Origin of the sequence: Idiomarina sp. A28L, assembly GCF_000218785.1 — a bacterium.
In the GTDB taxonomy this organism is placed as follows: domain Bacteria; phylum Pseudomonadota; class Gammaproteobacteria; order Enterobacterales; family Alteromonadaceae; genus Aliidiomarina.
In genome coordinates, this window is record NZ_AFPO01000020.1 from 1 (window position 1) to 25815 (window position 25815).

Annotated in this window: 22 protein-coding genes; 8 read left to right on the top strand and 14 right to left on the bottom strand. The window is 44.8% G+C overall.

Annotated features, from left to right (window positions below):
• Positions 1–255 (top strand): hypothetical protein (locus A28LD_RS12280; protein ID WP_007420359.1); only part of this gene is annotated, 255 nt, incomplete at its 5' end.
• A gap of 179 nt (positions 256–434) precedes the next feature.
• Here A28LD_RS12280 and A28LD_RS11955 read toward each other — a convergent pair.
• From A28LD_RS11955 to gyrA, 11 genes are all read right to left on the bottom strand, one after another.
• Positions 435–794, bottom strand: coding sequence for a ComEA family DNA-binding protein (locus A28LD_RS11955; protein WP_007420360.1), 360 nt, complete (start codon positions 792–794; stop codon positions 435–437).
• A 70-nt stretch (positions 795–864) separates the two neighbouring features.
• On the bottom strand, positions 865–1569 hold the full coding sequence (gene pyrF, locus A28LD_RS06910; RefSeq protein ID WP_007420361.1) for an orotidine-5'-phosphate decarboxylase: 705 nt from the start codon (positions 1567–1569) through the stop codon (positions 865–867).
• Positions 1569–2726 carry a lipopolysaccharide assembly protein LapB gene (gene lapB / locus A28LD_RS06915; RefSeq protein ID WP_007420362.1) on the bottom strand — a complete coding sequence of 386 codons (1158 nt, stop codon included), beginning with the start codon at positions 2724–2726 and terminating at the stop codon, positions 1569–1571. The genes pyrF and lapB overlap by 1 nt, the downstream gene beginning before the upstream one ends.
• Before the next feature lie 3 nt (positions 2727–2729).
• The gene (locus A28LD_RS06920) at positions 2730–3020 is read right to left on the bottom strand and encodes a lipopolysaccharide assembly protein LapA domain-containing protein (RefSeq protein ID WP_007420363.1); all 291 of its coding nucleotides are present in this window, start codon (positions 3018–3020) and stop codon (positions 2730–2732) included.
• A gap of 84 nt (positions 3021–3104) precedes the next feature.
• The gene (gene ihfB, locus A28LD_RS06925) at positions 3105–3395 is read right to left on the bottom strand and encodes an integration host factor subunit beta (RefSeq protein WP_007420364.1); all 291 of its coding nucleotides are present in this window, start codon (positions 3393–3395) and stop codon (positions 3105–3107) included.
• 83 nt (positions 3396–3478) lie between these two features.
• The gene (gene rpsA / locus A28LD_RS06930; RefSeq protein WP_040487148.1) at positions 3479–5155 is read right to left on the bottom strand and encodes a 30S ribosomal protein S1; all 1677 of its coding nucleotides are present in this window, start codon (positions 5153–5155) and stop codon (positions 3479–3481) included.
• A gap of 150 nt (positions 5156–5305) precedes the next feature.
• Positions 5306–6031 carry a (d)CMP kinase gene (cmk, locus tag A28LD_RS06935; protein ID WP_007420366.1) on the bottom strand — a complete coding sequence of 242 codons (726 nt, stop codon included), beginning with the start codon at positions 6029–6031 and terminating at the stop codon, positions 5306–5308.
• A 97-nt stretch (positions 6032–6128) separates the two neighbouring features.
• Entirely contained in the window at positions 6129–7472 is a 1344-nt protein-coding gene (gene aroA, locus A28LD_RS06940; protein WP_040487136.1) for a 3-phosphoshikimate 1-carboxyvinyltransferase, read from the bottom strand.
• A gap of 19 nt (positions 7473–7491) precedes the next feature.
• Positions 7492–8610 carry a histidinol-phosphate transaminase gene (hisC, locus tag A28LD_RS06945; protein ID WP_007420368.1) on the bottom strand — a complete coding sequence of 373 codons (1119 nt, stop codon included), beginning with the start codon at positions 8608–8610 and terminating at the stop codon, positions 7492–7494.
• 54 nt (positions 8611–8664) lie between these two features.
• Positions 8665–9744 carry a 3-phosphoserine/phosphohydroxythreonine transaminase gene (gene serC / locus A28LD_RS06950; protein ID WP_007420369.1) on the bottom strand — a complete coding sequence of 360 codons (1080 nt, stop codon included), beginning with the start codon at positions 9742–9744 and terminating at the stop codon, positions 8665–8667.
• The gene (gene gyrA, locus A28LD_RS06955; RefSeq protein ID WP_007420370.1) at positions 9734–12400 is read right to left on the bottom strand and encodes a DNA topoisomerase (ATP-hydrolyzing) subunit A; all 2667 of its coding nucleotides are present in this window, start codon (positions 12398–12400) and stop codon (positions 9734–9736) included. Before gyrA ends, serC begins: the two co-directional genes overlap by 11 nt.
• 262 nt (positions 12401–12662) lie before the next feature.
• Here gyrA and ubiG point away from each other — a divergent pair, with 262 nt between their 5' ends.
• The 6 genes from ubiG to A28LD_RS06985 all read left to right on the top strand — a co-directional run bounded on the left by ubiG (position 12663) and on the right by A28LD_RS06985 (position 18592).
• Positions 12663–13373, top strand: a complete 711-nt coding sequence (gene ubiG, locus A28LD_RS06960; protein WP_007420371.1) for a bifunctional 2-polyprenyl-6-hydroxyphenol methylase/3-demethylubiquinol 3-O-methyltransferase UbiG — start codon at positions 12663–12665, stop codon at positions 13371–13373.
• A 42-nt stretch (positions 13374–13415) separates the two neighbouring features.
• Positions 13416–14108, top strand: a complete 693-nt coding sequence (locus A28LD_RS06965; RefSeq protein ID WP_007420372.1) for an HAD family hydrolase — start codon at positions 13416–13418, stop codon at positions 14106–14108.
• Positions 14109–14471: 363 nt separating this feature from the next.
• The gene (gene nrdA / locus A28LD_RS06970) at positions 14472–16808 is read left to right on the top strand and encodes a class 1a ribonucleoside-diphosphate reductase subunit alpha (protein WP_007420373.1); all 2337 of its coding nucleotides are present in this window, start codon (positions 14472–14474) and stop codon (positions 16806–16808) included.
• A 7-nt stretch (positions 16809–16815) separates the two neighbouring features.
• Positions 16816–17946: a class Ia ribonucleoside-diphosphate reductase subunit beta gene (gene nrdB, locus A28LD_RS06975; protein ID WP_007420374.1), complete on the top strand. Its 1131-nt coding sequence runs from the start codon at positions 16816–16818 to the stop codon at positions 17944–17946.
• The gene (gene yfaE, locus A28LD_RS06980; RefSeq protein WP_237704255.1) at positions 17936–18214 is read left to right on the top strand and encodes a class I ribonucleotide reductase maintenance protein YfaE; all 279 of its coding nucleotides are present in this window, start codon (positions 17936–17938) and stop codon (positions 18212–18214) included. The genes nrdB and yfaE overlap by 11 nt, the downstream gene beginning before the upstream one ends.
• Positions 18215–18328: 114 nt before the next feature.
• Positions 18329–18592 (top strand): GrxA family glutaredoxin, encoded by a 264-nt coding sequence (locus tag A28LD_RS06985; protein ID WP_007420376.1) that lies wholly within the window; start codon positions 18329–18331, stop codon positions 18590–18592.
• A 107-nt stretch (positions 18593–18699) separates the two neighbouring features.
• Here A28LD_RS06985 and hrpA read toward each other — a convergent pair whose 3' ends face one another.
• The 3 genes from hrpA to A28LD_RS07000 all read right to left on the bottom strand — a co-directional run bounded on the left by hrpA (position 18700) and on the right by A28LD_RS07000 (position 24147).
• Positions 18700–22440, bottom strand: a complete 3741-nt coding sequence (gene hrpA / locus A28LD_RS06990; protein ID WP_007420377.1) for an ATP-dependent RNA helicase HrpA — start codon at positions 22438–22440, stop codon at positions 18700–18702.
• Positions 22441–22587: 147 nt separating this feature from the next.
• Positions 22588–23004 (bottom strand): CBS domain-containing protein, encoded by a 417-nt coding sequence (locus A28LD_RS06995; RefSeq protein WP_007420378.1) that lies wholly within the window; start codon positions 23002–23004, stop codon positions 22588–22590.
• Positions 23005–23031: 27 nt separating this feature from the next.
• Positions 23032–24147 carry an isoaspartyl peptidase/L-asparaginase family protein gene (locus A28LD_RS07000; protein WP_007420379.1) on the bottom strand — a complete coding sequence of 372 codons (1116 nt, stop codon included), beginning with the start codon at positions 24145–24147 and terminating at the stop codon, positions 23032–23034.
• A 131-nt stretch (positions 24148–24278) separates the two neighbouring features.
• Here A28LD_RS07000 and sbcB point away from each other — a divergent pair, with 131 nt between their 5' ends.
• Positions 24279–25727: an exodeoxyribonuclease I gene (sbcB, locus tag A28LD_RS07005; protein ID WP_007420380.1), complete on the top strand. Its 1449-nt coding sequence runs from the start codon at positions 24279–24281 to the stop codon at positions 25725–25727.
• Positions 25728–25815 lie beyond the last annotated feature (88 nt).

A 25815-nucleotide genomic window follows, 5' to 3' on the forward strand; every position in this document is an offset into this window, starting at 1 on the left:
GAAGCCCCTGCTGAAGAAACAAAAGCTGTAACTAAACCAGCTGTAAGCAAAGCTGCCGCAGTAAAAAGCGTAGCCTCAGCTGCAATGACGAAAGCAGCAGCAGTGGTAGATTCAAGTAATGAATCAAAAGCGCTTAGCTCTGCTCCAATTGAACGCCGTAGTGAAGTAAAACACTCGGGGCGCTACTCTGGTATCAGTGGCGCTTTAAACAAAGCTGAAGCTGGCCCAGTGCGCTGTTCGCCGCCAAAAGAGTAAGCTTGGCGCTTACTTAGGTAAAATATAAAAGCCGAGGTTATATATAACCTCGGCTTTTTACTACCCGTACCATCCTTGGTTGCAACCATCCATGTTGCAGTTCCCTATAACTGCCAAGCACTAACAAGATCTCAGCAGCCTAACGCAACAGCAAATCCCTGCTGCTAAATTGCGTAATTCTATAAAGTGATTTTCTCTCGATTGTCGTTTAACACTTTAACGCCCAACCCGCGTACCTGCAGTAATTGCTCTACATCAGTAAATTGCCCGAGCTCTTCACGCAACTTAACAATTGCGCGAGCACGCGCCATACCAACTCCACGTAAAGCCGCAGCTAATTCTTCAGCGCTTGCGCGATTGATATTAATCTTTTGAGATTGTGTTTCGCGTTGTTCTTGGGCAAAGCTATACTCGCCCAGCGAATGCACTGAATTCGAATTGTACCCAAAAGTATTATCAACAGATTGAACATCCGCCGCCGCAACTGAAACCAAAAAAGCTCCAGAACAAGCAATAGCGATAAATGATTTTGTAAACATACAAGCTCCTTAAATAGAAAACGCTACCGTCCTGGTAGCGTTACTATTATAGAAAGCATCTTACTGATTACTATGAGGAAATAGCTGATATTTCGTGGTTTATCGCTGAAAGTAATTGGTTAGGCTGGCTATTTTCGCGTATTGGCCGCCCCATCACTAAAAAGTTTGCGCCTGCTTTCACTGCATCACCCGGGCTCATTACCCGCTTCTGGTCGTGATTATCGCTATTGGTAGGCCGAATACCCGGAGTTACTAATAAAAATTCTGGCCCCAGTGCATTGCGCAATATTGTCGCTTCTTGCGCTGAGCAAACAACACCAGCTAAACCAGCCCCTTTAGCATTCTGTGCCAATGCCAGAACCTGTTCCGGAAGTGTTCTCGTTACCCCAGTTGCTGCTAGTTGTTCAGCAGACATGCTAGTAAGCACGGTAACCGCAATTAAGATCGGCGCCTTATCACCATAGGGAATAAGGGCATCACGCGCCGCTAGCATCATTTCCTGGCCGCCGCTGGCATGCACGTTTACCATCCACACACCTAATTCAGCTGCCGCGGTAACAGCTTTGGCTACCGTATTCGGAATATCATGAAACTTTAAATCTAAGAAAACGTCAAAATCTCGAGCATGAAGTGCTTGAACTAAATCAGGACCACCCGCAGTAAATAGTTCTTTGCCCACTTTTAAGCGGCATTCGCTCGGATCTAAACTATCCACAAATCGAAGTGCATCTGCAGGCTTTGCATAATCTAACGCCACAATAATTGATTTTTTCATTATTCCCCGTCAAGGCCTCGTGTTGGTTTGATACTTCCCCAAGTTTTGCAGCTTGGGCAATGCCAATAAAGTGTTTTGCTGGCAAAGCCACAATGCCGGCACCTGTGGGTTGAGCGTTGTTTCAGTTGCTCTGCAACCATTGAACCGAGAAGCATTAGGCTCTTGCGAGCGCGGCCCTCATCTGCAGAAGCAACGTGAAATTGGATTAGTTTGTGGAATGCCTTCATCGTTGGGCTTTTTTGTAAAGCTGCAAGCATAAACTGCTCTGCCGCCTCAACATCATTTCTGCGGGCAATGATATCACCGAGCATAACCACGGCACTCGCACATGGGTGCTCGAGCACAATATCGTGCAATAAGGCTACCAACCCCTCAGAATCGTTCATGCCATCGTAGCATTCACGCAGCAGTGGTAATATTTCTGGAATAAAATCAGGTTGTTGCTCGGTGATCGGCAATATATAAGCGAGCGCTTTACTGTGCTTCCCTTGCCCTATCCACCAACGCGCTAGTGCAATCCGCGCCCGCACACAATTAACATCATGCTTTAAAGCTTTACCATAAAATTTTAATGTTTGTGCTGGCTCTTCTTGCATCTCTGCAAGCTCGCAGTAGAACTGCGCAATGATAATCTCAACCGTTTTATCTTTGCGGGAGATTTTAAGGCCAATCCGTATTGCTTTATCCCATTCATGAGTTGCTTCATACAGGGCAAGCAGGCTTTGTAAGCTTTGTGATTGATAATTGGTATGTTGCTGTAACTCGCTGAACATCTGTTCAGCACGGTCATAAATACCTGCTGAAAGATAATCTTGGCCAAGTTCGTACATAGCGTGTTGGCGCTCTTCTACAGAAAGCGATGGCCGGGAAATTAGATTTTGGTGAATACGAATAGCGCGGTCTACTTCGCCTCGGCGGCGGAACAACTTGCCAAGTGTCCAATGGGTTTCTATGGTTTCACTATCAATATCAAGCATATCAATGAACAGATCTACAGCTTTATCGCTTTGTTCAGAAAGTAAAAGATTGATACCGGTTACATAGTTTCGAGAGAATTCTTCCTGTTCTTTGCGCTGCTCAGCACGAACACTATTTCGGCCCATAAACCATCCATAGGCAGCCGCAACAGGTAAAAGTAGGAACAGCAACTCAAGCATTTACTAGCTCACTTTATCGGCGGAGCGTGAATCAACACTCACCTTACTCATTTTGATAATTGCTTTTTTCAATTTACGGTTTTGGAATTTTAACTTCAGGTAACTAATGCAAACTACACACAGGCCTAAGAGAAAGCCAACAAATAGTGTTGCCGCAATAACCATCGCCATAGAGGTTTCAGCCCGCATGAATAGCAGATTCACTTCTGCGTCATTGGCGTTGTAACGGCCTAAAATAAAAGCTAAGAAAAATAGAATTAACACGGGTATCAAACTTAGTATCAAACGTACCATAACGTTTCCCTGTGCGATTTTGAAAAGAAAAAAGGCACGCTATTATAGCATGCCTTTTTGCAAAACAGAGTTAAAACCAAGCAGTTAGCCTTGTACTGAATCGTTCACCCGCTCTCGTAGAGCTTTACCAGGCTTAAAGTGCGGTACATATTTACCGCCCAAATCAACCTGGTCACCGGTTTTCGGGTTACGCCCCACTCGTGGTTTTCGATAATGAAGCGAAAAGCTTCCGAAGCCACGAATTTCGATGCGATCTCCTGCAGCTAGGGTATGCACCATAACTTCAAGAATTTCCCGTACGCCGCGCTCTACGTCTTTGGGTTGCAGCTCTGGCTGCTTATTAATCAGTTTTTCAATCAGTTCAGACTTCGTCATAACAGATCCTTCATGCTGATAACAAAACAGCCGTCATCACTCAATAGAGAAGATACACAGTACATGTAACTTACTTTCGATTATTAATCGTCAGTTTTAGCTGCTTTAAATGCTTCTGCCATTGCGCTACTAAACGCAACTTCTTCAGCACTACTGTTCACAGTTTCCATTGCTGCTTTTTCTTCCGCTTCATCTTTCGCTTTAATCGAAAGGCTGATTACGCGGTTTTTCCGATCGATACCAACATAACGGGCTTCAATCTCATCACCAACAGAAAGAACAGTAGAAGCATCTTCGATACGCTCACGAGCGATATCTGATGCGCGAACATAACCTTCAACACCGTCAGCCAACTTAACAGTAGCGCCTTTAGCGTCAACTTCAGTGATACTACCTTTAACAATAGCACCCTTCTTGTTCGCTGCAAGGAAGTTATTCACTGGATCTTCTGAAATTTGCTTGATACCAAGTGAAATACGCTCGCGTTCTGCATCAACCTGAAGAACTACAGCTTCAACTTCATCGCCTTTCTTGAAGTCACGAACGGCTTCTTCGCCAGTTGCGTTCCAAGAAATATCAGATAAGTGAACTAAGCCATCGATGTTGCCGTCTAGGCCAATGAAGATACCAAAATCAGTGATTGATTTAATCTTACCACTCACTTTATCACCTTTTTGGAAGCCTTTAGCGAACTCTTCCCAAGGGTTTGGTTTACATTGTTTAATACCTAGTGAAATCCGACGACGTTCTTCGTCGATTTCTAGAACCATAACTTCCACAACGTCGTCTAAGTTAACAATCTTAGATGGGTGAACGTTTTTGTTTGTCCAATCCATTTCAGAAACGTGAACCAAACCTTCAACACCTTCTTGCAGCTCTACGAAACAGCCGTAATCAGTTAGGTTAGTTACACGGCCAGATAACGTAGAGTTTTCTGGGTAACGTGCAGAAATGTCGCTCCAAGGATCTTCGCCAAGCTGTTTCAAGCCTAATGAAACACGCGTGCGATCACGATCAAACTTAAGAACTTTACAATTAATTTCATCGCCAACATTCACGATTTCGCTTGGGTGCTTAACACGTTTCCAAGCCATATCAGTGATGTGAAGTAAACCGTCTACGCCGCCTAAATCTACGAATGCGCCGTAATCAGTAAGGTTCTTAACGATACCTTTAACTTCTTGGCCTTCTTGTAGGTTTTCAAGTAGCTCATCACGCTCTGCGCTGTTTTCTTTCTCAATAACAGCACGGCGAGAAACAACAACGTTGTTGCGCTTCTGATCGAGCTTAATTACTTTGAATTCTAAATCGCGGTTTTCTAAGTGAGCAGTATCACGGATTGGGCGTACATCTACCAATGAACCAGGTAAGAACGCACGAACGCCGTTAAGGTCAACTGTGAAGCCGCCTTTTACTTTGCCACTGATAATACCGATAACAGTTTCTTCATTTTCGTGAGCAGATTCAAGTTGCAACCAAGCTTCAAAACGCTTCGCTTTTTCACGAGAAAGAATAGTTTCACCGAAGCCATCTTCTACAGCATCTAGCGCCACTTCAACAGTATCGCCAACTGCGATTTCAAGCTCGCCGTCTGCATTCATAAACTGTTCAGCTGGAATAGCACTTTCAGATTTCAGGCCGGCGTCAACCAGAACTAACCCTTTTGCAATGGCAACAACAGTACCTTTCACAATCGAACCAGGACGGGTTTCTACTTCTTTGAGGCTTTCCTCAAATAGTTGGGCAAAATTTTCAGTCATAGGTTTAGTTAACTTCATTTATTGGACATCCACCAGAATTCCATCTCGGCGGGGTTGTTTCACATTATCGGAGCAATCCTTAGCACCGACCCTTGAATGGCAGCACCTCAGCACTACCGCTTCAATTTGAAATTGAGATTTAACCACTAATTACTTAGTTGTTAACCGTATGTGCGCGTATTGCAACACCTGCTCAAGCACTTCGTCGATCGACATTGAAGTCGAATCTAGAATTAACGAATCCTCCGCTGGCGTTAATGGCGCAACAGAGCGATTCATATCTCGATCATCACGATCTTTAATCTCAACGATTAATTCGTTCATATTAGCATCAAAGCCCTTTTCCTGCAATTGCAGGAAGCGGCGGCGAGCTCTTTCTTCGGCACTTGCCGTAAGGAAAATCTTTGCTTCGGCATCAGGGAACACTACCGTGCCCATATCACGCCCATCAGCAACAAGCCCAGGTAAATCACGGAACGCTTGTTGACGGCGTAATAGCGCTGCACGCACCGTAGGCAGAGCAGCAATCTTCGAAGCAATGTTACCCACTGATTCTGTGCGAATTGTCATGGTGATGTCTTCACCTTCCAAAATCACATGAGTTAAGCCTGTTTCATCATTGGGCACAAACTCAACATCTAAATCGGTGGCAAGCGCAACTAAGCTCTCTTCATCTTCAGGGCCAAAATCATGATGCATCGCGGCAATGGCTAATACCCGATAAATCGCACCACTATCCAGCAAATGCCAGCCTAGCTTCTCCGCCAATAAGCGGCAAAGCGTACCTTTACCGGCTCCACCAGGGCCGTCAATCGTAATTACTGGCGCTTGTTCCTGCGCTACGTCTTCGGTGGTCGACGGTTCGATATCCGACATGCTTACCCCTTTTGTACGCCCTCTTGCAACATAACGAGCGTAGTTTCAATAAATTATCAGGCGCGCAAATTATACAGCGCCTGTAGAAAAATGCACCTTAATTGGTGTAATCGATTGCGGAGAAATCAGAAAAGAAGTTGGGGTAGGTTTTTTTACAACACTCAGGATCAGTGATGGTTACTCCGCAAGGCGCAAAACTTAACAATGAAAAGCACATCGCCATTCGGTGATCATCATAGGTGGCAATCTCGGCATGTTGAAGGCCTTCAATACCTTTTGTTGGGGGCGTAATTCGAATCCAATCATCCCCTTCTTCCACAATAGCACCACACTTTTTCAGTTCCGTTGCCATTGCATGTAAACGATCTGTTTCTTTCAAGCGCCAATTTGCAATATTTCTAATTTCTGTAGCACCTTTTGCAAATAATGCCGAAGTTGCAATTGTCATAGCTGCATCGGGAATGTGGTTTAGATCAAACACACCACCATGTAAACCATTCTGGCCACTACTTACCGTAATACTACGAGGAGCCCACTGAACTTCCGCACCCATTGCCGCTAACACCTCGGCAAACGCTTTATCACCCTGCAAGCTATCAATGCCAACACCATAAACTGTAATCGGCCCAACACCAATGGCGCCCGCGGCTAAAAAATATGACGCGGATGATGCATCACCTTCTATCCAGTAAACACCAGGAGATTGGTATTGTTGATTGCCTTTGATCACAAATTCACGCTTATTTAACCGCTCAATAGCAACACCAAAGGAAGCCATCATTGCTACTGTAAGTGCAATATAAGGCTCAGAAACAATAGTTCCGGTAAGCGTAAGGTGAGTATCACCTGCAAGCAACGGTAAGAGCATAAGCAGTGCGCTAACATATTGGCTCGACATACTGCCATCTATGCTTAGCGAGCCTCCTGGGAGCTGGCCACCATGAATGAGCAATGGCGGGTAACCTTCTGTTTGCTGATATTCAACATTCCCACCAGCCAAACGCAAAGTATCAACAAGTGGGCCTATCGGCCGTTCATACATGCGAGGTTCACCGGTTAATAAAAATTCGCCCTCACTAGCGCTCAGAATAGCAGCCAACGGCCGCATTACTGTGCCGGCGTTACCGAGAAATAACGATAACTTATCCGAGGCTTTCGGCAACCCACCTAAGCCAACCACACTTAGTGTCGTTGCTTCCGCCTCATTGCCCGCTGCCGCGGTATGATTATCCGTTTCGGTGATACCGACACCTAAAGCAACCAGTGCTTCTCGCATACGGGCTGTATCATCGCTCAAGAGCATATTATCGAGTTGTGTAGTACCCGAAGCTAAAGCCGCTAAAAGTAACGCCCTATTAGCGATGCTCTTGGAACCAGGAACATGCACGGCGCCCTCAACTCGGGGCCGGTATGCTAACGTTAATGTTTTAGTTTTCGACATAATCTTAAGACAATAGCCCTTAACTGCTTTGGGCTTCAGCCACTATTTCATCATAAGCGCGGTAAAACGCAGCCATTTCTTCAGGCAAACCAATACTTACCCGCAAGTGCTCAGGTAACTCATAGCCTGCCACTGGGCGAACAATAACGCCTTTAAGCAAAAGCTTTTGATAGACATCTGCCGCGTTACCACCGAAACGAATGGTAATGAAATTGCCGTGCGATGGTATGTAACTTAAACCATGTGAATCGCAAAATGCTGTAATTTGAGCCATACCCTCTGCATTTACTTGAATAGAGTGCTGTAAAAAAGCTTCATCTTGCAGTGCTGCCATGGCTGCCGTTAACGCCAACTCGTTCATATTAAACGGTTGCCGAATGCGATTCATTAAATCTGCTACAGCCGCATTTGATACCGCATAACCTGCACGTAAGCCAGCTAAGCCATAAGCTTTCGAAAATGTGCGAGTTACTACTAAGTTTGGATATTCGTTTATCCACGCTAAAGATGGAGCTCTTACTTCACTCGGTACGTATTCGTAGTAAGCTTCGTCTAGCACTACCAATACATGCTTTGGTACCTGCGCAATGAACTCTTCAAGTGCCTCAGTAGGTAAAAATGTACCCGTTGGATTATTTGGATTCGCAACAAATATCATTCGTGTTTTATCGGTTACAGCCGCCAGCATGGCGTCAAGGTCGTGGCCATAATCTTTCGCTGGCACTGCAACCGGTTTAGCGCCAATAGCCTTTGTTACCAATGGGTACACAACAAATGCATGTTGAGAAAAAATCACTTCATGATGATTTGTTACATAGGTTCGCGCAAGCAATTCGAGTACATCGTTAGAGCCATTACCAAGGGTTATTTGGTTCGCTTTTACCGCAAACTTTTCAGCAAGCGCTTGTTTCAAATAAAAGCCGTTTGCATCTGGGTAACGCGCCAAACCATTAACTTTATTAATCAGCGCTTCTTTCACTAAGCTACTTACGCCAAGTGGGTTCTCGTTTGAGGCTAGCTTTATAATATTGCTAATGCCAAGCTCACGCTCAACTTCCTCGATTGGCTTGCCGGCTTGATATGGCTGTAGCTCTCGAATACCGGGTAAGGCTAAACTTGCTGCGTCAAATTCTTGCATCAGAATCCTCTTTCTTGTTTTATTTTTTATTGATGTTGCTGCACACCATTCAGTTTATCGATGTGCTTTTTCAAACCGCGTCATGAAATCTACCAATGCGTGCGCACCTTCTAACGGCATAGCGTTATACATACTCGCGCGCATACCGCCTACAAAACGATGCCCTTTCAAAGAAAGTAAGCCTTCCGCTTTCGCTTGCTGCAAAAACAGATTATCGAGATTGCTATCCACTAGCTGAAAGGGAATATTCATTCGAGAACGGTTTTGTGCCGCTATAGTATTTCGATAAAATTTTGAGTTATCAACACATTCATACAATAACGATGATTTTGCGGCATTTAGTTCAGCCATGGCAGGTAAACCACCCTGCGCTTTTACCCATTTGAAAACTTCGGCAGCTAAGTACCACGCGAAAGTATTCGGGGTGTTGTACATCGAGTGTTGCTCTGCTTGTACTTTGTAGTTCATCACCGTACACACACGATTTTGCTGCGTTTCGAGCAGATCATTACGAATAATCACTACAGAAAGACCAGAAGGCCCTATATTCTTCTGAGCACCTGCGTAAATGATACCAAACTTAGTAACATCAATTGGCTCGGATAAGATAACCGACGACATATCTGCAACAAGAGGCACGCCAACTTCAGGCACTTCATGTAAGGCAATACCATCAACGGTTTCATTTGGGCAGTAATGCAGATAGGCCGCATTTTTCGAAAGCGCCCACGCGTTTATCGGTGGAATCGCTTTTCCCTCAGGAGTTTCAACAACTTTGGCTACTTCATTCACCTCAGCAACGTATTTACGCGCTTCAATAATTGCGATATCCGACCAAACACCCGTATTTAGATAATCAACGGTAGCATTCGGCCCGGCTATATTCTGCGGTACCGATGAAAATTGCGCTCGGCCACCACCATGCATAAATAACACACTGTAGTTATCTGGAATTGCCATCAAATCACGAAGATCTTGTTCTGCTTCCTCGGTCATTTGAATGTAGATTGGATCTCGGTGGCTAATTTCCATTACCGAAATACCCAGGCCTTGCCAATCCAGTAGCTCGTTTTGCGCCTTCTTTAAAACTGAGGCCGGCAACATTGCCGGCCCCGCTGAAAAGTTATAGATCATCACCTGAATCTCCAGAGCTCGGCTCAGTGCTCTCGCCCCCTACATCATCAGCCAAATTTTCATCTGTATCTACCGCATCAGCAGTTTCCGAAGCTTCGCCTTCAAGAACTTCCAGCTCTTCTTCTTCAATTTCAGCTACGCGTGCCATACCTACAACGAACTCATCAGCCGCAGTGCGAATCAGAGTAACACCTTGGGTATTACGCCCAACTTGTGAAACTTCATCAACCCGGGTGCGTACTAGCGTACCGCGGTTACTAATAAGCATCAGATGCTCACCAGGCACTACTTCCATAGCGCCTACTACTGCGCCATTTCGTTCAGAAACCTTAATAGATACCACACCTTTAGTTGCTCGGCTCTTCGCTGGGTACTCTGCTAACGGTGTACGTTTACCGTAACCATTTTCAGTAACTGTAAGCACTGCGCCTTCATCGGTACGTGGAATCAACAAGGAAACAATTTTTTGTTCCGGCTCAATGCGCATACCACGAACGCCTGTAGCGGTACGGCCCATAGAACGTACTTGATCTTCAGTGAAGCGCACTACTTTACCAGCATCGGAGAATAGCATTATTTCACTGTTACCATCGGTGATATCCACACCAATAAGTTCATCACCATCGGTTAGGTTCAGGGCAATAATACCGCTGGTACGCGGGCGTGAGTAATCTGCCAATGGCGTTTTCTTCACGGTACCTTTGCGAGTAGCCATAATAACGAATTTATCTTCTTCGAAGTTCGCAATTGGCAATATCGCATTAATGCGTTCATCGTCTTGCAACGGCAGTAAATTCACAATCGGCTTACCGCGTGCTGCCCGGCTTGCATAAGGAAGATTATAGGTTTTCATCCAATACACACGGCCACGGCTTGAGAAGCACAGGATCATATCGTGCGTGTTCGCGACTAATAACCGCTCAATGAAATCTTCATCTTTCATTTTCGTTGCAGCTTTGCCCTTACCACCACGTTTTTGTGCTTCGTACTCTTTAAGTGATTGATATTTCACATAACCTTGATGCGATAGAGTAACTACAACATCTTCTTGCTCAATCAAATCTTCAAGATTGATATCGTGGCTTGAATTAGTAATTTCAGTACGGCGTTCATCACCGAACTCAGCTTGCGCTTGCACGAGCTCTTCACGAATAACTTCCATTAAACGTTCTGAGCTAGCAAGAATATGCATCAATTCCGCTATTACACCTAAGAGGCCTTTGTACTCATCAAGAATTTTTTCGTGCTCAAGGCCCGTTAATTTATGTAAGCGTAAATCTAGAATTGCTTGGGCTTGGTTTTCAGTTAGGTGATAAATACCATCAATTACGCCAAAACCAGGCTCAACCCAATCAGGCCGTGCCGCATCTACACCCGCACGCTCAAGCATTATGGATACATCACCAAGATTCCAGCCTTGCGCAATTAGTTGCGCTTTAGCTTCTGCCGGTGATGGTGAACGCTTGATCATTTCAATGATTTCATTGATGTTAGCTAATGCAACCGCTAAACCTTCAAGAATGTGTGCGCGTTCTCGAGCTTTTCGAAGTTCATATACAGTACGGCGTGTAACCACTTCGCGGCGGTGAGTAATAAAACACTCAAGCATTTCGCGTAAGGTAAATAATTTCGGCTGGCCTTTATCGAGCGCAACCATGTTGAAGCCGAACGCCACTTGCATTTGCGTATTCTGGTAGAGGTGATTCAGCATCACTTCACCGGATTCGCCGCGCTTCAGCTCAACAACCATGCGCATGCCATCTTTATCAGATTCATCGCGCAAGGCACTAATACCTTCAATACGTTTTTCTTTTACCAGATCAGCGATTTTTTCAATTAATTTAGCTTTGTTCACCTGGTAAGGAAGCTCGTGAACAATAATCGTATCGCGGCCAGTGTTTTCATCAGTAATAACATCGGCGCGCGCACGAATGTAAATCTTACCGCGGCCAGTGCGGTAGGCATCAATGATGCCTTGGCGGCCAGAAACAATACCTGCTGTTGGGAAATCTGGGCCTGGAATATGCTCCATCAACTCTTCAAGTTGAATATCTGGATTATCAACCATGGCCAAACAACCGTTAATTACTTCCGTAAGGTTATGCGGTGGGATGTTAGTAGCCATACCTACGGCGATACCTGACGAGCCATTGGCTAACAGGTTAGGAATACGCGTTGGTAGTACTTCTGGAATAAATTCGGTGCCATCGTAGTTAGGCACGAAATCAACGGTTTCTTTATCTAAATCGGCTAACAGCTGATGTGCAATTTTCGACATCCGAACTTCGGTATAACGCATTGCTGCGGCAGAATCGCCATCAACAGAACCGAAGTTACCTTGGCCATCTGCTAACATGTAGCGCAATGAGAATGGCTGAGCCATACGAACTATCGTATCGTAAACCGCAGAATCACCATGTGGGTGATATTTACCGATAACATCACCTACCACACGGGCAGATTTTTTATACGGCTTATTAAAATCATTACCTAGCACGCTCATCGCGAACAAAACGCGGCGGTGCACTGGTTTCAAACCGTCTCTTACATCCGGCAAAGCACGCCCGATGATAACGCTCATCGCGTAATCTAAGTACGAATTCTTAAGCTCGTCTTCGATATTAATCGGCATCACTTCTTTGGCAAGATCGCTCATATTTTTTCCCTAACAGTACTCTTCATATCGTTATAGTTTTCGAGTAAATCGCCTTACTGAATAACCGAAATAGCATACCACAGCACTCCGCCCATGACGACTCAAAAGCGCAGAGAAAAGTGAACTTATATCTGGTTTGCACAACTTCATTTCGGTACACTTCTACATAGCAATATGCACGAAGCCGTATCAGTGGCGCAAGGCCTTCTTGTTATCTTTCGGTAAATTCGCAGCAGTCAGTTTTAGCACAAGGATTATTAATATGCAGCAAAATGTCGATCCCGCAGAAATAGAAAAATTTAATGCCATGGCTTCGCGTTGGTGGGATCCTGAAGGTGATTTTAAACCTCTGCATTTAATCAACCCGCTACGTTTACAATTTATTGATCAGCAAGGCTTAGGCTTAGCTGGCCGAAAAGTTCTCGATGTTGGTTGCGGTGGCGGCTTGCTCACCGAAGGTATGGCGAAAGCCGGTGCCGAAGTAACCGGCATTGATATGAGCCCTGATGCACTCAGTGTAGCTCGATTACATGCGTTAGATAGCGAGCTCGCCATCGATTATCAACAAACCACCGCAGAAGAGTTCGCCGTTGCCCACAAAGGCCAGTTTGATATCGTAACCTGTTTAGAAATGCTTGAGCATGTACCCGAGCCACTTACCGTTATCGCAGCTTGTGCGCACATGGTAAAGCCCGGCGGCCGCATTATCTTCTCTACATTAAATCGCACGCTAAAAGCCAAATTGCTTGGAGTATATGCCGCGGAATACGTTTTGCGTTGGGTTCCACAAGGTACTCACGATGCGAAAAAGTTTATCCGCCCTGCTGAATTAATGGATATGGCCAACGCTGCAGGGTTAAGAGAATTGGCGGCAACCGGCATTCATTTTAATCCGCTACTGAACCAATTCTTTATTAGTGATCGTAATCTTGACGTAAACTATCTTGTTGCCTGTGAACGGCCGCTTGATTAAGCACGTGAATCAAAGAAATGGATTAACAGCGGAGTAAATGAAGTGGCACTACAAAAAATCTGGCCTGATGCGATACTTTTCGATCTTGATGGCACTTTATTGGATACCGCCCCCGATCTTGGCCATGCGTTGAATCGCGTGTTGAGCGATCATAACCGCCCATTGAAAACTCACCCAGAAATGAGGCCTTATGCTTCACATGGCTCATATGGCTTATTGAAGCTCGGTTTTGGTGATGATTTTAACGATACTAACCGGTTGCAATTGCGCCAACAGTTTCTGGATTACTATGAAGCGCGCGTTTGTGTTGATACATCTTTATTTGTTGAAGTAGCTTTAATGCTCGAACGCTTGAACAAGCTGGGGCTTCCCGTTGCCATTGTAACAAACAAACCAACGCTTTATACCGAGCTCGTACTTCAGCAAATACCTACATTAGCCGAAATACAGGTAGTTGTGTGTGGGGATACTTTGGCGGTTGCCAAACCACATCCAGCTCCCCTATTGCATGCCTGTCAGCTTTTGAGTACGCATCATGATAAAGCAATAGATCCACAGCAGTGCCTATACGTTGGTGATGCCGAGCGGGATATTGTTGCCGGCAGAGATGCTGGAATGCGCACAGTGCTGGCTAGTTACGGGTATATAGCACCTGAAGATCAAGCATCGAGCTGGCGTGCTGATTACACCATTACAAGCCCAGCAAAACTGCTAGATTTACTTTTAGAAAGCTAAAAATAGCACGAAAAGCAATCGGCGATTCGCCACAGATATCACCACAAGCACTTGCTTGCGCCCTTGCTTATTTACTGTGTGCAACAACGGTGGCCATGCACTGCATTTGTTATATATTCCTTTCAGTGCTGTTAACAAAAATTTAATTATGAAAAGTTATTACGCGCGAACGCCCACCACCATTGAGTCAAGAAGAAAAATGCTATTTTCCTTACCAAAATTTGCAATTTGGTGCTTGATAAAATGCCCTTACATGACTAGCATACCCCTCAGCAACGCAACACTATATATTGTGTAAAAAGAGCCCAAGCGCAATCATTAAACACAAGATATAGTGCTACGAAAAACATCAGTGAGGGAACCATGAGCCAACCTATTCACGTTACAAAACGCAACGGCGTACGCGAAGTACTAGATTTAGAAAAGATTCATCGGGTAATTAGCTGGGCAGCTGAAGGCCTTAAAAACGTTTCTGTCTCTGAAGTTGAATTGCGCTCACGCATTCAATTTTATGATGGCATAAAAACTGCCGATATCCATGAAACTATCATTCGCGCCGCTGCTGATTTGATAAGTGAAGAAGCTCCTGATTATCAGTACCTTGCCGCACGGTTAGCGATATTCCATCTACGTAAAAAGGCCTATGGTCAGTTCGAACCACCTAAATTGTTCGATCACGTAAGCAAAATGGTGAGTATGAATCGCTACGATAAGCATATTTTAGAAGATTACACTCAAGCTGAACTTGAAGAAATGGACACCTTCCTCGAGCACAGCCGTGATCTAAATTTCTCATATGCGGCGGTAAAGCAGCTTGAAGGTAAATATCTCGTTCAAAACCGCATTACTGGTGTGGTCTATGAGAGTGCGCAGTTCTTATATATATTGGTAGCGGCTTGCTTGTTTGCTAAGTACCCACAAGAAAAGCGGCTCGATTACGTTCGCCGTTTTTACGATGCTACCTCACAGTTTAAAATATCATTACCAACACCGATTATGTCGGGTGTGCGCACGCCTACCCGCCAGTTCAGCTCATGCGTGCTGATTGAGTGCGGTGATAGCTTAGATTCAATCAATGCCACTGCGAGCGCTATTGTGAAATACGTATCGCAACGTGCTGGTATTGGTATTAATGCCGGCCGAATTCGTGCGCTTGGTAGTGCTATTCGTAACGGCGAAGCATTCCACACTGGTTGTATTCCATTTTTTAAATACTTCCAAACCGCAGTAAAGAGCTGCTCGCAAGGTGGTGTTCGTGGCGGCGCGGCTACCCTATTCTACCCACTCTGGCATTTAGAAGTTGAATCGCTACTGGTATTAAAGAACAACCGCGGTGTAGAAGAAAACCGTGTTCGTCATCTTGATTACGGCGTGCAATTCAACAAAACCATGTATCAACGCTTGGTAAAAGATCAATATATTACATTGTTTAGCCCTTCTGATGTTCCAGGGCTATATGATGCATTCTTTGCGGACCAAGATGAGTTCGAACGTTTATATGTGCAGTATGAAGCCGATGAAAGTATTCGTAAGAAGCGTATTAAAGCAATTGAGCTCTTTAGTTTGTTCATGCAGGAACGTGCAAGCACTGGCCGTATTTATTTGCAGAACGTTGATCATACCAACACCCATAGCCCATTTAACCCTAAATTGGCTCCGGTTCGGCAAAGCAACCTGTGTTTAGAAATAGCGTTACCAACAAAGCCGCTTGAACATATTAATGATGAAAATGGTGAAATTGCGCTTTGTACACTTTCGGCGTTCAACCTTGGCGCTATCAAATCGTTGGATGATTTTGAAGAGCTTGCTGATTTAGCCGTTCGTGCATTAGATAACCTATTGGATTATCAAGATTATCCGGTACCCGCTGCCGAAAACGCATCTATGGCACGCCGTACGCTTGGTATTGGTGTTATCAACTATGCCTATTATCTGGCGAAAAACGGTGTTCGTTATTCCGATGGTAGTGCCAATGGCCTAACTCACCGTACCTTTGAAGCGATTCAATATTATTTAATGAAAGCTTCGAATGAGCTAGCGAAAGAGCAAGGCGCTTGCCTGAAATTTAATGAAACTACCTATTCTCAAGGTATTTTACCGATTGATACCTACAAAAAAGATCTTGATGCGGTTTGCTCTGAGCCGCTGCATTATGATTGGGAAACATTGCGTGAATCAGTAAAAAAATATGGTTTAAGAAACTCAACACTATCGGCGCTAATGCCTTCAGAAACCTCTTCACAAATATCCAACGCTACGAATGGTATTGAACCTCCACGTGGCCACGTAAGTGTTAAATCTTCCAAAGATGGGGTGATGAAGCAAGTAGTTCCAGATTATGAGAATTTGAAAGATCAGTATGAACTGTTATGGCAAATACCGAGTAATAAAGGGTACTTAGAGCTGGTAGGGATTATGCAGAAGTTTGTTGACCAAACAATTTCAGCAAATACCAACTACGATCCAGGTAAGTTTGAAGGCGGCCGCGTGCCAATGAAGCAACTGCTGCAAGATTTACTATACGCATACAAGCTTGGCGTGAAAACTATGTATTATCACAACACTCGTGATGGTGCTTCAGATAGCCAAACGGATATGCCTGCCGAGATGCGTAAGAAGCTTGAAGAAAAAGCAAACCAAGCCGTAACCGCCATTATCGAAGAAGACGATGATTGTGCTGGCGGCGCCTGCAAAATTTGAGGTAAGCATGCGATATTCTACATTTAGTCAAGTAACCACAAATGCACTCGAAGAGCCGATGTTTTTTGGAAACTCAGTTAATGTGGCGCGCTATGATCAACAGCGCCACCCTATTTTCGAGAAGCTTATCGAAAAACAGCTTAGCTTTTTCTGGCGCCCAGAAGAAGTAGATGTAAGCCGTGATAGTGTTGATTTCAACAAGATTTCAGATAGTGAAAAGCACATTTTCATTTCTAACTTGAAATACCAAACCTTGTTAGATTCAGTGCAAGGCCGCAGCCCAAACATTGCGCTTTTGCCTATTGTATCGCTACCCGAGTTAGAAACGTGGATAGAAACCTGGTCGTTTTCAGAAACGATTCATTCACGTTCTTACACGCATATTTTGCGAAATCTTTTTACCGATCCAAGCCATGTATTTGATGACATCATGGTAAATGATGAGATTCAAGTTCGCGCAATTGATATCTCTAAGTACTACGATGATTTAATTTTCTACACTCAGTTGTGGCAAACACATGGTGAAGGCGATATCACCATTGATGGCGAAACCTATCATGTAAGCGTTCGCGATCTGAAAAAGAAATTATTTTTGTGTATCAATTCAGTGAACGCATTAGAAGCAATTCGCTTCTACGTGAGCTTTGCTTGTTCGTTTGCCTTTGCAGAGCGCGAGCTCATGGAAGGTAACGCAAAAATCATTCGCCTCATTGCTCGTGATGAAAACTTACATCTATCATCTACTCAACACATTATTAATCTTTGGCAATACGGCGAAGACGATCCTGAGATGAAAGAAATCGCCGAAGAATGCCGAGAAGAAGCCCGGCAAATATTCTTAAAAGCGGTAACGCAAGAAAAACAATGGGCGAAGTACTTGTTCCAGCATGGTTCAATGATTGGCTTGAATGAACAAATTCTATGCCAATATGTAGAGTACATTGCTAATCTGCGCATGCAAGCGATTGGTTTTGAGCCTGAATTTGCTCAAAAGAACAACCCGTTGCCTTGGATGAACAAGTATTTGGTATCGGATAATGTGCAGGTTGCACCACAAGAAGCCGAGATTAGCTCGTACTTAGTTGGCCAAATCGATAGCCAAGTAAGCATTGATGATTTCGGAGATTTTGATCTCTGATCCCATGGCTTCGTTTAACATCACCATAAATGAAGTGATTCACATTGAGGTCGCGGCTGATGCCCCGGCCTCTTTGCTTGAAATTATGGAAACCACTGGCTTAGAAACACGCTATCACTGCCGTAATGGTTTTTGCGGTGCATGCCGTACCAAACTAATTAGTGGCTCCGTTCGCTATACTACCGATCCACTAGCATATATTCGGCCAGGTGATATTTTACCTTGCGTATGCCAAGCAGAAACTGATTTAACTTTAGAACATAAATAACACAATCGTTTAAGCAGAATGGCCATATCGTATTAATCGATTTTCGGCGATTCGCCAGCTCTGCCATAATGCAGCACGATTTAATTTACGAATGTATTTCTACAGGAGCGCACGATGTTAACAGTAATTTTTGGCCGCCCTGGCTGCCCTTTTTGTGTACGTGCCGAGCAAATTGCCAAACAACTCGCAGGCCAACGTGATGATTTTGAATATCGATACGTTGATATGCAAAAAGAAGGTATTACTAAAGCTGATTTAGAAAAAACAGTAGGCAAGCCAGTAATGACAGTGCCACAAATTTTTGTAGATGAAGCGCATGTGGGCGGTTGCACAGAGTTTGAAGCCTACGCCAAAGCAAACCTCGGTTTGTACGCCTAGCTTCTTCACTAGCTCGCTTTTTAGCGCCCATAGCCTGTATTACCAGCAATCAGCGAGCCAAGTTCGATACACAACTGCTCCTAGCCAATTCTCCGAAACCAACAGAACTAAGCGCGGAGCAGTTTTTCTATCTCATTTAATCTTTGTTTCAACCTTTGCTCTGATACCGGAAATGCCGTACCCAGCTGCTGAGCAAAAGTAGATACCCGGAATTCCTCTAAATACCAACGAAAATCAGCAAGCTCAGTTGGAATCGGGTCGCCTTTTGGCACCTTTTTATAGAGTTCTTGCCAATGAGCCTCGAGCTTCTCAAGCTGTAAACTCCGAATCCTATCTTTATTCGGGTCTACCGGAAGCTTTTCTGCTCGTTGTACCAACGCTTTTAAATACCGCTCAGCATCGATTAAGCGCACCACACCAAAATCACTTACAAATCCAGGGTAAACCAAACGCCCTAAATGCGCTTTCACATCATTATATGATTGCACTAAGGTTAATGGGATCTTTCCTTTAATTAGTTTCTGAACCTGATGGCTCAGCAGCAAGCACCGTTCTACCTGTTCCGCAATACCTAGGGTTTTATCGTTTAATTCAGCCCTAATCATATTGGTAAGCTTTCGGAACTCTTCATCGTTATTCGGTAATTGATCATCAATAAGCGAATCTATCGCAGCCAACATACAATCTTCAATTAAAGCTTCTACTTTGCCCCAAGGATTAAAATACAGTGCAAGTTTTGCCTTATTCGGAAGTTTTGCGCGTAAATAGTTAACGGGCGAAGGAATTTGCAACATTACCAACTTACGTAAACCCTGGCGGTGCGAACGTTCAGCATCGGCTTCGCTATCAAAAACTCGAATAGCAACGCTTTTTCCTTCATCTTTCAATGCCGGGAAAGCCTTAATAGCAAAACGCCCAGTTTTCTTTTCTACTGCTTTTGGCGCTTCGCCGAAATTCCAATCAGTTAAGCCTTCGCGCTCAATATCATCACCCGCAGTTGCTTTTAAAGTTTCGGTTAGCTTGGGCTGCAATTGGTGTTGCAAATCTTTGAGCTTGCGCGCACGCCCTAAAACTTTGCCATCTTCACCGAGTATGCGGAAGTTCATTAACACATGATCAGGCACCGCAGCTAAATTCCATGCATCGAGCGGAACCTCAACCCCTGTCATGCGTTTTAGTTTCGCACTCAATACCTGCAACAGGGCTAGCTCCCCACCCGCTTCTTCTGGGCTAATTGCCTGTAAAAATGCTTGGGCGTAGTTTGGTGCCGGTACAAAATTACGCCGCAAGTTTTTCGGTAAGCTCTTAATGAGGGCTATCACCAATTGCTCACGCAACGCTGGAATTTGCCAATCGAAACCATACGGCTCAACTTGGTTCAATACCGGTAAGGGAATATCAACCGAAACACCATCGTCAATATCATTTGGCTCAAATACATACGTGAGCGGCAAGCGTAAGCGCCCCTGCGCCCACTCATCAGGGTAATCTACTGCGGTTACATGGCTCGCCTCTTGCTGCATCAGTTGCTCACGGCTGAAGCAAAGTATTTGTGGCTCAGCCTTGCGAGCATGCTGCCACCAGCGTTTTAAGCGGCGCTCATCATAAATATCTTCTGGAAGCACTTCATCATAGGCATGAAAAAGCGATTCTTCATCGATTAGAATATCGCGGCGGCGCGATTTATCTTCGAGTTCACGAACCGATTCAATGAGCTTTTGATTCGCTTTCATAAACGGCAATACTTCGCGCAAGTTGCCATTAACCAATGCTTCAAGAATGAAAATACGGCGCGATTCAACAGGGTCAATCCTGCCGTATTGAACTCGCCGCCCAGCCACAATAAGCAAACCATAAAGCGTAACCTGCTCTGTAGCCACTACCGCACCCAGCTTTTTCGAGAAGCGAGGCTCATGGTAATTACGCTTCACTAGATGTTCGGCCGCGGGCTCAATCCATTCTGGCTCTATTTTCGCTACGTAACGGCCGTAAAGTTTCGAAGTTTCCACCAGCTCCGCTGCGATTAGCCACTTTGGCTTAGCTGAAAACAGCGCTGAACCGGGAAAAATAAAGAAACGGCTCTGCCGCGCACCCATATATTGGTGCTTTTCATCTTTATTACCTATATGCGAAAGCAATCCGGTTAAAAGCGCTCGATGGATACTGCTGTAATCTGCTGGTTCTTCGTTAATCCGAATGCCTTGCTCACGAACACTTTGGCGCAGTTGCGTGTATAAATCTTGCCATTCCCGCACGCGCAAATAATGAATAAGTTCTTGTTTGCAGCGCTTACGGAACTGATTTCCGCTGAGCTCTTTTTGTAATTCCTGAACGTAATTCCAAAGGTTTAAATACCCTAAAAAATCGGAATCTTTATCAACAAAGCGTTTATGCAGCTCATCTGCTTTTTGTTGCTTATCATGGGGCCGCTCGCGCGGATCTTGAATACTTAACGCAGCAGTAATAACAAGAAGCTCTCTAACGCACCCTAACTCACTAGCGGCAAGCAACATACGCCCTAGGCGCGGATCTACCGGCATACGCCCGATAGAGCGTCCTACCGCCGTTAGCTTGGGTTGCTGCTTGCGGCCTGCGCCTTGCATAGCGCCAAGCTCTTCGAGTAAGCGAATGCCATCGGTAATAAAGCGTTCGTCAGGCCTTTGTAGAAAAGGAAACTTGCGAATATCGCCCAGCTTTAGCGTTGCCATTTGCAGAACTACTGAGGCTAAATTAGTACGGAGAATTTCCGGATCGGTAAATTCCGGGCGATTCAAGAAATCTTCTTCACTGTATAAACGTACGCAAATACCTGGGCCAACCCGGCCACAACGGCCTGCACGTTGGTTCGCACTGGCTTGTGAGATAGGCTCGATAGGCAGCCGCTGCACTTTTGTGCGATAACTATAGCGAGAAATTCTGGCACTACCTGGATCAATTACATAGCGAATTCCGGGCACGGTTAACGATGTTTCCGCCACATTGGTGGCAAGTACGATTCGGCGGCTATTATGCGGTTGAAAAATGCGGTTTTGTTCGCTTGCCGATAGCCGTGCATACAACGGCACTATTTCTATCGGTTGCGGCAACTCGCGAAAGGTATCATTAAGCGCATCTGCTGTATCACGAATTTCCCGTTCACCACTGAGGAATACCAGGATATCACCAGGGCCTTCGTTTACTAAGCTGCTGGCGGCATCGCAAATACCTTGAATAACGTCTTGTTCGGTTTCGTCATCACCCTCTTGTAGAGGCCGATAGCGTGTTTCTACTGGAAAGGTTCGCCCTTCTACCGCGATTACTGGGGCATCGGCAAAGTGTTTCGAGAAACGCTCTGTTTCAATAGTGGCTGATGTAATAATAACTTTTAGATCAGGCCTTTTATCGATAAGTTGGCGCAATACTCCAAGCAAAAAATCAATATTTAATGATCGTTCATGAGCTTCATCGATGATGATCGCTGAATATTTTTGTAACAAACGATCGTGTTGCATTTCGGCCAGCAAAATACCGTCGGTCATGAGTTTTATTGATGTGTCTGCTGAAGCGGTGTCTTGGAAACGAATTTTAAAACCCACGGTTTTACCCAAGGGCTCTTCAAGTTCATCAGCAATTCGTTGTGCAACCGATCGAGCAGCCAACCGGCGCGGCTGCGTATGGCCAATCATGCCCTTTTCTGCATAGCCCATTTCAAGCAACATTTTTGGCAGCTGTGTGGTTTTTCCCGAGCCTGTTTCGCCGGCCAGAATAATTACCTGATTATCGCGAATGGCGTTTTGAATACGCTTTTTATCGGCAACTACCGGCAACTGCTCAGGATATTTTATAACTCGGGCTACAACTTCAGACATGAATAAAATCACTTCCTTAAACGAACCAAAACCAGCACTAAAAAAGAGCTAAAAGCCAGCAAACACAAAAAATAAGGCCGCTAAGTTTAGCAAACCTAGCGGCCTAAGCCTATGTTATTGGCCGGCTCTCAAATATCAACCTAATAACTAGTGCTTCCCGTGTGATTCGCGCTGGTATAAATCAATAGCACGTAATACGTCGGTTCTGCTGATTACGCCCACTAATTGTTTCTCGTAATCAACAACGGGATAAACCTTGGGCTTGTTACTACCTAATGTTTGCGCTAAATCAACCACCGCAGCATCCATGTTGACAGTAAGCACCTCAGCACTCATGCAATCTTCAACATTGGCCGATTGCTCATTATGATAAGTGCCTTTTAGCATCATCCGCAAACAATCTTGTTCCGAAAGAAAGCCAATCACTTGCTTATTGTCATCAACCACTGGGCCGCCGCTTTGATGAGCAGAAACCAAGAGTGCCACCGCCTCTTCTATCGGCATTTTTCGAGTAAATTTTAATGGATGTCGATTCATGTAATCTTGTACTTTTATCGAACGCATAATATTACTCCTTTCGCTTATAAATCCTTACTGCTTGTAAATCCCTATTTGCTTGCCAGCATTACTGGTTTTAAAGCCGCGATACATACCCTCAGTGTTGAAAGGCATACTCACATTACCTGCTGCATCAAGGATAATTACACCGCCGGTGCCACCCACTGGTAGTAAGGTTTCGTGAATTACATACTCGCCGGCCTGATCAATCGTTTCACCAAGATATTTAACACGATTACAAATATCAGCAGCTACATGGTAACGAATGAAGTATTCACCATGCCCAGTAGCAGAAACTGCGCAGCTTTCATTATCGGCCCAAGTACCCGCACCAATAATGGGGGAATCGCCAATTCGGCCATACTGTTTCGCTGTCATTCCACCAGTTGATGTACCTGCTACTAGGTTCCCTTCAACATCAAGTGCAACAGCTCCTACTGTACCCATATTAAATATTGGATTTGTATGTTCATTAGCCGCAATAGCACGATAATCGCTTGCAGATGATTGGCTTTGTAAGCCATCAAGGGCTTCTTGTAACTGCTGAAAACGATGCTCGGTATTAAAATAGCTATTGTGCACCATAGTTAAGCCTTGTTCGCGAGCAAATTGCTCAGCACCTACTCCGCTTAACATTACATGCCGAGAGTTATCCATTACTGCTTGAGCCAACTCGATCGGGCTTTTCACCCGCCCAACACCTGAAACTGCACCAGCATTACGGGTACCACCGTGCATAATTGATGCATCGAGCTCATGGCCACCCTCGTAGGTATAAACCGCGCCTTTGCCGGCGTTAAACAACGGGTTATCTTCCATACTTTGAATAGCTGCAATAACCGCATCAGCACTAGTGCCGCCATTTTCAAGAATGCTGTAACCCATCTCTAGCGCAAGATCGAGCGCAGCATTGAATTGCGCCTCACGTTCTGGGCTCATACTCTCGCGAGTTATAGTTCCTGCACCACCATGAATAGCAATGGCAATTGGAGTTGCTGCAAAATCAGTGTTCGATTGCTCAGATTCTGGTGCATCACTGCACGCGCTTAAGCCAAATGCGGCTGCCAAAACAGCTGCCGAAAGAAGCGTTTTGCGGGCAGGTTTATCAATAAACTTGTTGTTAGCTTTGTTCCACACTTTATTATTCATGAAATCCTCGTTTTTTGGTTGTGCTAAGCTTGTATACAATACGCTAATATCATCATGCTTGCTGCTCGCATACAAGCCCTTCGCGGTGTTATCCTTGCTTTATAAGTTTAAACCATGAGAGAAAACTCGCCATGACAAATCCCACAATTTATTGGCATGATTACGAAGCTGGCGGTATAAACCCACGCGCCGATAGGCCAATGCAGTTTGCGGGTGTGCGTACCGATCGTGAGCTGAATATTATCGGTAAGCCCTTAGAAATATATTGCCGGCTATCGCCTGATTATCTGCCGCACCCTGAAGCCTGTTTAATCACCGGTATAACACCGCAAGCGGCTAATCAACGTGGCCTGCCTGAATGCGAATTTGCACGGCGAATTCATCAGGAATTTAGCCAACACCAAACCACTGTTGTTGGTTATAACAATATTCGCTACGACGATGAAATGACCCGTTTTCTCTTTTACCGAAACTTTATCGATCCTTACGCTTACAGTTGGGAAAACGATAATTCTCGTTGGGATTTATTAACCTTAGTGCGCGCTACCTATGCCCTGCGCCCCGAAGGAATTGAATGGCCAACGAATGAAGAAGGAAATGTTAGTCTTAAATTAGATCAGCTTGCGCCCGCTAATGGCATTGAACATACGAATGCCCACGATGCCATGGCAGATGTACATGCAAGCATAGAGCTGGCCAAGAAGATAATGCACGCGCAGCCAAAACTGTATAACTACAGCTTCGATATTCGGCGAAAGAAAAAGTTAATTGATTTGGTTGAGAGCGCTTTACTTAATCAAAGTATGCTGGTTTACGTAAGCGGCTTTTTCGGTGCTGAATCACGCTATGTGCAATGGGTATTTCCGATTGCATTCCACCCAGAGAATCAAAATCAACTGATTGCCTGGCGTTTAGATGCTAACCCCGAATTTTGGCGCGATAAGAGTGCGGCAGAAATCAACGCGCAGTTATTTGCTAGCCGCGAAGAGCTGCAGGGTGAACGCCCTGGGTTAATTACTATCACACTGAACCAATGCCCTTTTCTAGCTCCAGAAAAAACCCTTGCTGAAGCTCAGGCTCAGAACGCTGGCATTGATATCGCAGCCGTAGAAACGAACCGAGCGTTACTAGCCAACGATAGTACCCTTCGAGATCACCTACTTGCTGCAATTCTTGATAAAGATGATCGGCTTGTAGCTAACGAAGATCCTGAACGGGCTGATGCTGATTTAGCTTTATATTCGGGTGGTTTTTTCAGTGCACAAGCAAAAACACACATGAATATGATTCAACAAGCAAGCCCTGAACAGCTTGCAGGTATTGAATTACCACTAGACGACCCTCGTTTACCGGTGCTGCTATTTCGATTCCGCGCAAGAAACTTCCCACACACATTAAGTGCTAGTGAAGCTGAGCGTTGGAAACAACACTGCCAAAACCGATTGGTGCATGGTGGCGAAGCATTCTTAAGTAGTGATGAATTTGTTCTGAAGCTAGAGCAACTCGCAGAGCAACACCAGCAAGACCCACGCAAAATGGCAATTTTAAAATCGTTAGCCGATTATTTAATGACGCTCTAAACAAACCAAAGTATGGCATTGGTATCTTTCACTTCGCATCAAACAACAAAAAAGCCCTAACCATTCAGTTAGGGCTTTCGTTATTTAC

Excerpts from the sequence above, each read along its gene's own strand:
- A28LD_RS11955 (WP_007420360.1), bottom strand. The coding sequence starts at position 794 with ATGTTTACAAAATCATTTATCGCTATTGCTTGTTCTGGAGCTTTTTTG.
- pyrF (WP_007420361.1), bottom strand. The coding sequence starts at position 1,569 with ATGAAAAAATCAATTATTGTGGCGTTAGATTATGCAAAGCCTGCAGAT.
- lapB (WP_007420362.1), bottom strand. The coding sequence starts at position 2,726 with ATGCTTGAGTTGCTGTTCCTACTTTTACCTGTTGCGGCTGCCTATGGA.
- A28LD_RS06920 (WP_007420363.1), bottom strand. The coding sequence starts at position 3,020 with ATGGTACGTTTGATACTAAGTTTGATACCCGTGTTAATTCTATTTTTC.
- ihfB (WP_007420364.1), bottom strand. The coding sequence starts at position 3,395 with ATGACGAAGTCTGAACTGATTGAAAAACTGATTAATAAGCAGCCAGAG.
- rpsA (WP_040487148.1), bottom strand. The coding sequence starts at position 5,155 with ATGACTGAAAATTTTGCCCAACTATTTGAGGAAAGCCTCAAAGAAGTA.
- cmk (WP_007420366.1), bottom strand. The coding sequence starts at position 6,031 with ATGTCGGATATCGAACCGTCGACCACCGAAGACGTAGCGCAGGAACAA.
- aroA (WP_040487136.1), bottom strand. The coding sequence starts at position 7,472 with ATGTCGAAAACTAAAACATTAACGTTAGCATACCGGCCCCGAGTTGAG.
- hisC (WP_007420368.1), bottom strand. The coding sequence starts at position 8,610 with ATGCAAGAATTTGACGCAGCAAGTTTAGCCTTACCCGGTATTCGAGAG.
- serC (WP_007420369.1), bottom strand. The coding sequence starts at position 9,744 with ATGATCTATAACTTTTCAGCGGGGCCGGCAATGTTGCCGGCCTCAGTT.
- gyrA (WP_007420370.1), bottom strand. The coding sequence starts at position 12,400 with ATGAGCGATCTTGCCAAAGAAGTGATGCCGATTAATATCGAAGACGAG.
- ubiG (WP_007420371.1), top strand. The coding sequence starts at position 12,663 with ATGCAGCAAAATGTCGATCCCGCAGAAATAGAAAAATTTAATGCCATG.
- nrdA (WP_007420373.1), top strand. The coding sequence starts at position 14,472 with ATGAGCCAACCTATTCACGTTACAAAACGCAACGGCGTACGCGAAGTA.
- nrdB (WP_007420374.1), top strand. The coding sequence starts at position 16,816 with ATGCGATATTCTACATTTAGTCAAGTAACCACAAATGCACTCGAAGAG.
- A28LD_RS06985 (WP_007420376.1), top strand. The coding sequence starts at position 18,329 with ATGTTAACAGTAATTTTTGGCCGCCCTGGCTGCCCTTTTTGTGTACGT.
- hrpA (WP_007420377.1), bottom strand. The coding sequence starts at position 22,440 with ATGTCTGAAGTTGTAGCCCGAGTTATAAAATATCCTGAGCAGTTGCCG.
- A28LD_RS06995 (WP_007420378.1), bottom strand. The coding sequence starts at position 23,004 with ATGCGTTCGATAAAAGTACAAGATTACATGAATCGACATCCATTAAAA.
- A28LD_RS07000 (WP_007420379.1), bottom strand. The coding sequence starts at position 24,147 with ATGAATAATAAAGTGTGGAACAAAGCTAACAACAAGTTTATTGATAAA.
- sbcB (WP_007420380.1), top strand. The coding sequence starts at position 24,279 with ATGACAAATCCCACAATTTATTGGCATGATTACGAAGCTGGCGGTATA.